We start from the raw sequence: 7874 nt of genomic DNA on the forward strand, positions 1-7874 counted from the left end.
GAACCCGGAAGCTAAGCCTCACAGCGCCGATGGTACTGCAGGGGGGACCCTGTGGGAGAGTAGGACGCCGCCGAACTATTTTTGATAGATGGGAAAGCCCGGACCGGGTATACGGTCCGGGCTTTTCTGCGTTTCAGGGGTTTCTGACGGGCGCGCTGCCTCGGCCTTCCTTATGGCCGCTCAGTTCCGCGTCCAGCGTCTCCTGGGCCACCCGCATCGCATCCGCGTACACCGGGGTCCGGAGGCGCTTCCACATCTCGTCCTCGCTCACGTCCTCGACGCGGCTGACCACCCACCAGATGTTGCCGAACGGGTCCTTGATCCGGCCCCCGCGCTGACCGAAGGCGTCGTCCACCAGTTCCGTGACGACCTGCCCGCCGGCCGCGAGGGCCCGGGAGAACGTGTCGTCCGCGTCGGGGACGAAGACGCGCAGCAGGCTCGGCATGACGGGCCATTCCGCGCGCCGGTCGAAGGCGAGCACGACCGTGTCGCCGACGCGGATCTCGCCGTGTCCGACCAGGCCGTCCTCCGTGACCACACGGGCCAGTTCCTCGCCGGCGAAGGCCTGCGCGACAAAGTCGAGAAAGGCGCCGGTGTCGTCCGTGACGACCCAGGGGGCGACGGTGGTGTATCCCGCGGGTGTGACGGCGTTCTGTTCGGACATCGCTGACGGTCCCTTCGTCGCTGCTGCTTCTGTGCGGCCCGCGTCTGCGTGGCGTGTGTCTGCGCGGCGTGCGTGAGCGACGGTAAGCGCGATGTAGGTCAGATGCTGTCCGCTTGGCGCTTGCGGCGAATGGGCTCCGGTGATCAGCCGACGGGTCGAGCGGCGACGGCGGCCTCGGCGGTGCGGTCCGCCAGGTCCTGCGCGTCTGCTGCCGGGTAGCCGGAGGAGGAGAGGACGGCGACGACGGCCGCGCGCCCGGCTTCCTCGGCCGGCAGGGCGCCCTCGTTCACCGCTTCCATCAGGCCGAACAGGACCTGTTCGTGGACGTGCGCGAGCGCTTCGGACGGGAGGGGTGAGGTGAACCTGCCCTGTTCCAGGCCCTGTTGGATGAGGCGTGCGCAGGCTGCGCGGACCGGTGAGAGGCGGGCGCGGATGCCTTCCATCGTGACGCTGCGCTGGGCGAGGTGGACCAGGAGGCGGTACCGGTCGGCGATGGGCCAGACGGCCAGGATCGAGCGGGCCACGGCCTCCGCCGGGTCCTCGACGCCGTCGCGTCCGGCGAGGTGTGCGGCGGCGACCGCCTGTGCCGCGTCGTCGACCAGCGCGCCCACGAGCGCGTCCCGGCTCGGGAAATGCCCGTAGACCGTGCGGCGCACGACGCCGGCGGCGCGGGCGATCTGGTCCATGGAGGCCTCGGGGTCGCGCAGCAGCTCGGCGAGCGCGACGTCGAGGATGCGGCGGCGGTTGGCGTCGGCTCTCACGGAAGTCACGCCGTTCATTGTGCCTCGACCGTTTTGCACACTGCTGTGCAGGCGCGTAGATTGCACAGCAGTGTGTAATTGCACAAGCGTGTGCAAGGCCTGGGGTGACGTGTGCCCCGGTGTCGTTTCCTGCTCCCGGGAGGGTCTCCGCGTCATGCGCCTCGTCATGAACGAGCCGGTCGAATCGATGGACCGGCCGTACGCCCGCCGCTGGTGGGCGCTGCTCGTGCTCTGCCTGAGCCTGTTGATCATCGTGATGGCCAACACGGCGCTGACCGTCGCGGCGCCCGACATGACCCAGGACCTCGGGCTCTCGAGCGCCGATCTGCAGTGGGTCATCGACGGCTACACCGTGCCGTACGCGGCGCTGATGCTGCTGCTCGGTGCGATCGGCGACAAGTACAGCCGGCGCGGGGCGCTGATCCTCGGCCTGCTCGTGTTCGGCGGGGGCGCGGTCGCGGGCTCGCTCGTGGGCAGTTCGACCGGGGTGATCGCCGCCCGCGCCGTGATGGGCGTCGGGGCCGCGATGATCATGCCGGCCACGCTGTCGCTGCTCGCCGCTACGTTCCCGCGCGCCGAGCGGGCCAAGGCGATCGTGCTGTGGACCGCGACCGCGGGGCTCGCCATCGCGGCCGGGCCGCTCGTCGCGGGTGCGCTGTTGCGCGACCACGGCTGGGCCTCGACCTTCCTGATCAACGTGCCCGTGGCCGCCGTGGCGATCGTCGGCGCCCTCGTCCTCGTCCCGCCGTCCAAGGCGGCGCACCGCCACCGCATCGACTACGTCGGCGGCCTGCTGTCCGTCGTCTGGGTCGGCGCGCTCGTCTACATGATCATCGAGGGGCCGCACTTCGGATGGGGCGTGAAGGCGGTCGGCGCCGCCGTCGTCGCCGGGGTCGCCCTGGTCGCGTTCGTGCTGTGGGAGCTGCGGCATCCGCGGCCGGTGCTCGACGTACGGCGCTTCACCCGGCGCGGGTTCGCGGGGTCGAACCTGGCGGTGGCGCTGTTCTTCCTGGCCGTCTTCGGCGCGTTCTACTACCTGACTCAGCACCTCCAGTTCGTACTCGGGTACGACGCCCTGGAGACCGGCGTACGGATGCTGCCGCTGGCCGGGGCCGTGTTCGTCGGGTCCGCGCTCACCGGGTACCTCACGCCGCGGCTCGGCATGAAGATCACGGTGACCGCGGGGATGGTCGGCGGGACCGCGGCTCTCGCGCTGCTGACGCGGGTGGACGCCGCTTCCACGTACGGGGACTTCGTGCTGCCGCTCGTGATGCTCGGGCTCGCGATCGGACTGGCCCTGTCGCCCTGCACGGACGCGATCATGGGGGCGTTCCCCGAGTCGGAGCTGGGGGTGGGCGGCGCCGTCAACGACACGTCGCTCGAGCTCGGCGGGTCGCTCGGCATCGCCATCCTGGGTTCCGTGCTCGCCGGCTCGTACGGTTCGCATCTCGCGGACGCCACGTCCGGGACGAAGCTGCCGGGGGACGCGCTCGCCACGGCGCAGGACTCGGTGGGCGCCGGGTACGCGGTCGCGCAGCAGATCGGGGCGCAGGCCCAGCAGCTCGCGGGGCGGGCGGCCGGTGCCGGTGACCCGCAGCAGGCCGCGCAGCTCAAGGCGCAGGCGGGCCAACTGGCGGACGGCGCGCGACAGATGGCGGACGCGGTCGGGTCCTCGTTCGCGTCCGCGGTGGCGCACACGAGTGTCGTCGGAGCGGTGATCCTGGGCGTGGGCACGCTGCTGGTGGGCGTGCTGCTGCCCCGGAAGCAGCAGGGGACGCCTGCGCCGGAGGAGAAGGCCGAGACAGCCGAGCGCGCCGAGACGGCCGAGGCGTCCGAGACGACCGAGACGGACGCGACGGCTGACGGGTCGGTGCACGCCGGACAGGGCTGAGGGCGCGGGGCGGCCGGGTCGTGCCGGGGTGAGGGGGCCGCCCAGGTCCCCGAGGTCGCGAACCGGGGTCGTTGTCAGTGGGGCGGCCTACTGTGGCGGTACGTGAGGACGACGACGGACGACCAGGAGGACGGCACCATGACGACACTGCCCGACCGGCCCGGCACGGCCCTGCTCGTGATCGATGTGCAGAACGGGGTGGTGGACGGCACCCCCAGGCGCGACGAGGTGATCGCGAATGTCGGCGCGCTCGTCGACAGAGCCCGCGGCGAGGACGTCCCGGTGATCTGGGTGCAGCACTCCGACGACGGCGGCCTGAAGGAAGGCAGCGAGGCATGGCAGTACGTGTCCGAGCTGTCGCGGCGCGAGGACGAGCCGCTGGTGCACAAGCGGTACGGCGACTCGTTCGAGGACACCGATCTGGAAGGGCTGCTCGCGGAGCGCGGGGTGGGCCGGCTCGTCGTGAGCGGTGCGCAGAGCGACGTGTGCATCCGCTCGACGCTCCACGGCGGCTTCGTGCGGGGCTACGACGTGACGCTCGTCGGTGACGCGCACACCACCGAGGACCTGACCGAGTTCGGGGCTCCGGCCCCGGAGCAGGTCATCGCGCACACCAATCTCTACTGGAGCTTCCAGAAGGCGCCGGGCCGCACGGCCGGGACCGTGGACACGGCGGAGGTCTCCTTCGGGCCGGCGTGACCCGCCCCGGGCCGGGGAGTCCGAAGGCCGGGGAGTCCGGCGGGCGGGGACCGGCCTAAGGCCGGCGGAGTCCCGGGGATCCGGACAGCCCGGTAGCGGAAGGTCTGGCCTTGACCCCGGCGTCAACGTTTACGGTCGACGTATGCGCATCGGAGAGCTCGCGGACCGCGCCGGGACGACCACGCGGACGCTCAGGTACTACGAGTCGCGGGGACTGCTGCCCGCGCGGCGTGGTGGCAACGGGTACCGGACCTACGACGAGGCGGATCTGCGCGCGCTGCGGCAGATCCGCACGTTGCAGGACTTCGGGTTCGACCTGGAGGAGACCAGGCCGTTCGTGGAGTGTCTGCGGGCCGGGCATCCGGAGGGGGACTCCTGCCCTGCCTCGCTGGCCGTGTACCGGGCCAAGCTCACCGAACTCGACTCCCTGATCGGCGAGTTGAGCGCAGTACGGGAGAAGGTCGGTGCGCAGTTGGCGCGCGCCGAGGAGGCCATGGACGCGCTGGCCGTGGAGGATTCCGCGCCGCGCTGCGAGCTAGGGGAGTGACCGGGATGGCGTTTCGGGACGTGACCGACGCGGACTTCGACGAGCAGGTGCTCAGGTCGGACCGGCCGGTGCTCGTGGAGTTCACCGCCGAGTGGTGCGGTCCGTGCAGGCAGTTGGCGCCGGTGCTGAAGGCCGTCGCCGAGGAGGAGCGTGAGCGGCTCGACGTCGTGGCGATCGACGTGGACGCCAACCCGGACACCGCGGTGAAGTACGGGGTGCTGTCGATGCCGACGCTCATGGTCTTCCAGGGCGGCGAGCCGGTGTGGTCGCGGGTCGGCGCCCGGCCGAAGCGGCGGCTGCTCGAGGAATTGGGGGAGGCCCTCTGAGAGGCTCTCCGGCGCATTGGTCGCCGGTTGGAATTCTGCCCCGCCCGGGGTATATTCGGTGTTTCTGTGTGCCCACAGAAAAGGCCCCTCACCGGGGCCCAATAAACACACCGTACCGGGCAGGGAGCAGTTTTGTCAAGCCGGGAATCCGCCGCATCGCAGAAAGAACTGCAAAAGGAACAGGAATTCATCGACCGTCTCTACGCGCGCGTCGACGAACTGCGCGGGGAGGCCGCTGACTCGGTCAAGGACGCCATCACCCCGGTGGGAACGGGGCAGCAGGCCCGGCTCGAGCGCGACCTCCTGGTCGTGGAGCGGTCCGGGCTGCTCGCCGCCCTGAATGCCGTCGAGGGCTCGCTCGCCTTCGGCCGCATCGATCTCAAGGGCGGCACCACGCACCACATCGGCCGCATCGGAATTCGCGCCGACGACGCCGAACTCACCCCGATCCTGATCGACTGGCGCGCGCCCGTCGCCCGGCCTTTCTATCTCGCGACCGGGCACACCCCGATGGGCCTGCGCCGCCGCCGGCATCTCACGCTCGACGGCCGCACCGTGACCGAACTGCACGACGAGATCCTCGACCTCGACGACGCCGAGCGGACCGGCCACGAGGACCCCACCGGTGACGCCGTGCTGCTCGCCGCGCTCAACACCGCCCGCACCGGCCGCATGGCCGACATCGTGCAGACGATCCAGGCCGAGCAGGACCGGATCATCCGCCACGCCCATCAGGGCGTGCTCGTCGTCGAGGGCGGCCCCGGCACCGGGAAGACGGCCGTCGCGCTGCACCGCGCCGCGTTCCTGCTCTACGAGCACCGGGAGCTGCTGGCCAAGCGCGCGGTGCTGATCGTCGGCCCCAACCCGGCGTTCCTGAAGTACATCAGCGAGGTGCTGCCCGCGCTCGGCGAGACCGGCGTCCTGCTGTCCACCGTCGCCGAGCTGTTCCCCGGCGTCCACGCGACCGGCACCGACAGCCCGCGGGCCGCCGCCGTGAAGGGCTCCGCCGCGATGGCCGAGGCGCTGGCGGGCGCCGTCGCCGACCGGCAGGACCTGCCCATGCCGGGCGCCCCGATCGTCGTCCCGCACGACGACGGCGACCTGATCCTCGACTGGGAGATCGCGTACGAGGCCCGGCAGGCGGCCCGCGACACGAAGCTGCCGCACAACCTGGCCCGGCCGCACTTCGCGTTCCGGATCATCGACGCGCTCACCGCCCAGCTCACCGAGCGGATCGGCGCGGACCCCTACGGCGGCCCGAACTTCCTCGGCCCCGACGACATCGCCCAGCTCGGCAAGGCCGTCGCGGCGAGCCCCGACGTGCACACCGCGATCGACACCCTGTGGCCGCAGCTCACCCCGGAGGCCTTCCTCACCGGCTATCTGGCCGAGCCCTCCCACCTCCCGGACGCGGACGCCGCCGCGATCCGCCGGACCCCCGCCGCCGGGGAGCAGCCCTGGACACCGGCCGACGTGCCGCTGCTCGACGAGGCCGCCGAGCTGCTCGGCCACGACGACAGCGCCGAGCGGGCGGCGGCCGAGGCGGCCCGCCAGGAGCGGATCGCGTACGCGCAGGGCGTCCTCGACCTGTCCAAGGGCTCGGAGACCTACGAGTTCGAGGACGAGGACGAGTCGGAGGTGCTGGCCGCGCACGACGTCGTCGACGCCGACCGGGTCGCCGACTGGTACGAGGAGGAGGACCACCGCAGCGCCGCGGAGCGGGCCGCCGCCGACCGCACCTGGGCGTTCGGACACATCATCGTCGACGAGGCGCAGGAGCTCAGCCCGATGGCCTGGCGGCTGCTCATGCGGCGCTCGCCGACCCGCTCGATGACCCTCGTCGGCGACCCCGCGCAGACGTCCGAGGAGGCCGGGGTCGGATCCTGGGCGAAGATCCTTGCGCCGTACGTCGAGGACCGGTACGAGCACACCCGGCTCGGGGTCAACTACCGTACGCCGTCCGAGATCATGGAGCTCGCGGCGGCCGTGCTGCGCACCGAGCACCCCGGGTACGAGCCGCCGTCGTCCGTGCGGTCCACGGGCGTCGCGCCGTGGGTGCGGCACACCGACGACCTGGCCGGAGCCCTCGCGGGCGCCGTCGCCGAGCTCACCCCGCAGGAGGGGCGCCTCGCGGTGATCGCTCCCCGGGAGCTGCACACGGAGATCGCCGGGAAGCTCGACGGGGTCGTCGCCGGTGCCGAACCCGACCTGACGCGGGGCGTCGTCCTGCTCGACCCGCGCCAGGCGAAGGGGCTCGAGTTCGACTCCGTGCTGGTCGTCGAGCCGGGCCGGTTCGGCACCAGTGACCTGTACGTGGCGCTGACCCGGGCCACGCAGCAGCTCGGGGTGCTGCACCGGCAGGAGCTGCCGGCCGCTCTGGCGGACACGGCGGGGCCGGTGTCGTAGCGGCGGCTCCCTATCGGGGGGCCAGCCACACCGTGGCGAGCGGCGGCAGCGTCAGCGTCAGGGCCGGGTCCGGCTTGAGCGGGGCCGGGTTCGTGACGCCGCTGCCGCCGTACTCCGCCGCGTCGGTGTTGAGGATCTCGTGCCAGGCCGCCGGAGAGGCCGGCAGCGGCTCGGGCAACGGCAGCGCATAGTCGTGGCGGACGACGGGGGAGTAGTTCGTGACGCTGAGCAGGGGCGTGCCGTCGGCGGCGTGGCGGAGGAAGGCGAAGACGTTGTCGTCGGCGGCGTCGCTGCGTACCCAGGTGAAGCCGGACGGGTCGGTGTCCCGTTCCCAGAGTGCGGGGCTGGCGCGGTAGAGGTTGTTGAGTTCGCGGACGAGGTCGCGTATGCCGGTGTGGTCGGTGGCTGCGCTGTAGTCGGGGTCGAGCAGCTGCCAGTCGGGGCCGTGTGTTTCCGACCATTCGGTGGTCTGGGCGAATTCCTGTCCCATGAAGAGGAGTTGTTTTCCGGGGTGGGCCCACATGTGGGCGAGGTAGGCGCGCAGGGTGGCGCGTTGTTGCCACCAGTCGCCGGGCATTTT

At 71.8% G+C, this 7874-nt stretch carries 8 protein-coding genes and 1 rRNA gene; 6 read left to right on the forward strand and 3 right to left on the reverse strand.

Annotated elements, in window-relative coordinates; genetic code table 11:
• Positions 1-76, forward strand: a 5S ribosomal RNA gene (gene rrf, locus GTW43_RS27495); the annotation flags it as partial.
• Positions 77-133: 57 nt separating this feature from the next.
• Here rrf and GTW43_RS27500 read toward each other — a convergent pair.
• Complete coding sequence (locus tag GTW43_RS27500; protein ID WP_161304662.1) at positions 134-664, reverse strand: VOC family protein; 531 nt, start codon at positions 662-664, stop codon at positions 134-136.
• A gap of 143 nt (positions 665-807) precedes the next feature.
• Complete coding sequence (locus tag GTW43_RS27505; protein ID WP_161304663.1) at positions 808-1443, reverse strand: TetR/AcrR family transcriptional regulator; 636 nt, start codon at positions 1441-1443, stop codon at positions 808-810.
• Positions 1444-1579: 136 nt separating this feature from the next.
• Between GTW43_RS27505 and GTW43_RS27510 the strand changes: the two genes are divergently transcribed.
• The 5 genes from GTW43_RS27510 to GTW43_RS27530 all read left to right on the forward strand — a co-directional run bounded on the left by GTW43_RS27510 (position 1580) and on the right by GTW43_RS27530 (position 7294).
• Entirely contained in the window at positions 1580-3316 is a 1737-nt protein-coding gene (locus GTW43_RS27510; protein ID WP_161304664.1) for an MFS transporter, read from the forward strand.
• Between the two features lie 138 nt (positions 3317-3454).
• Entirely contained in the window at positions 3455-4015 is a 561-nt protein-coding gene (locus tag GTW43_RS27515) for a cysteine hydrolase family protein (protein ID WP_161304667.1), read from the forward strand.
• Between the two features lie 142 nt (positions 4016-4157).
• Entirely contained in the window at positions 4158-4562 is a 405-nt protein-coding gene (locus tag GTW43_RS27520; RefSeq protein ID WP_161304665.1) for a MerR family transcriptional regulator, read from the forward strand.
• A gap of 5 nt (positions 4563-4567) precedes the next feature.
• Positions 4568-4888, forward strand: coding sequence for a thioredoxin (trxA, locus tag GTW43_RS27525; protein WP_161304666.1), 321 nt, complete (start codon positions 4568-4570; stop codon positions 4886-4888).
• Positions 4889-5056: 168 nt separating this feature from the next.
• The gene (locus GTW43_RS27530) at positions 5057-7294 is read left to right on the forward strand and encodes an AAA family ATPase (RefSeq protein WP_161304668.1); all 2238 of its coding nucleotides are present in this window, start codon (positions 5057-5059) and stop codon (positions 7292-7294) included.
• 10 nt (positions 7295-7304) lie between these two features.
• Here the strand turns inward: GTW43_RS27530 and GTW43_RS27535 are convergent.
• Positions 7305-7874 (reverse strand): alpha amylase C-terminal domain-containing protein (locus tag GTW43_RS27535; RefSeq protein WP_202502005.1); only part of this gene is annotated, 570 nt, incomplete at its 5' end.

This window comes from Streptomyces sp. SID5785 (genome assembly GCF_009870065.1).
In the GTDB taxonomy this organism is placed as follows: Bacteria; Actinomycetota; Actinomycetes; order Streptomycetales; family Streptomycetaceae; genus Streptomyces.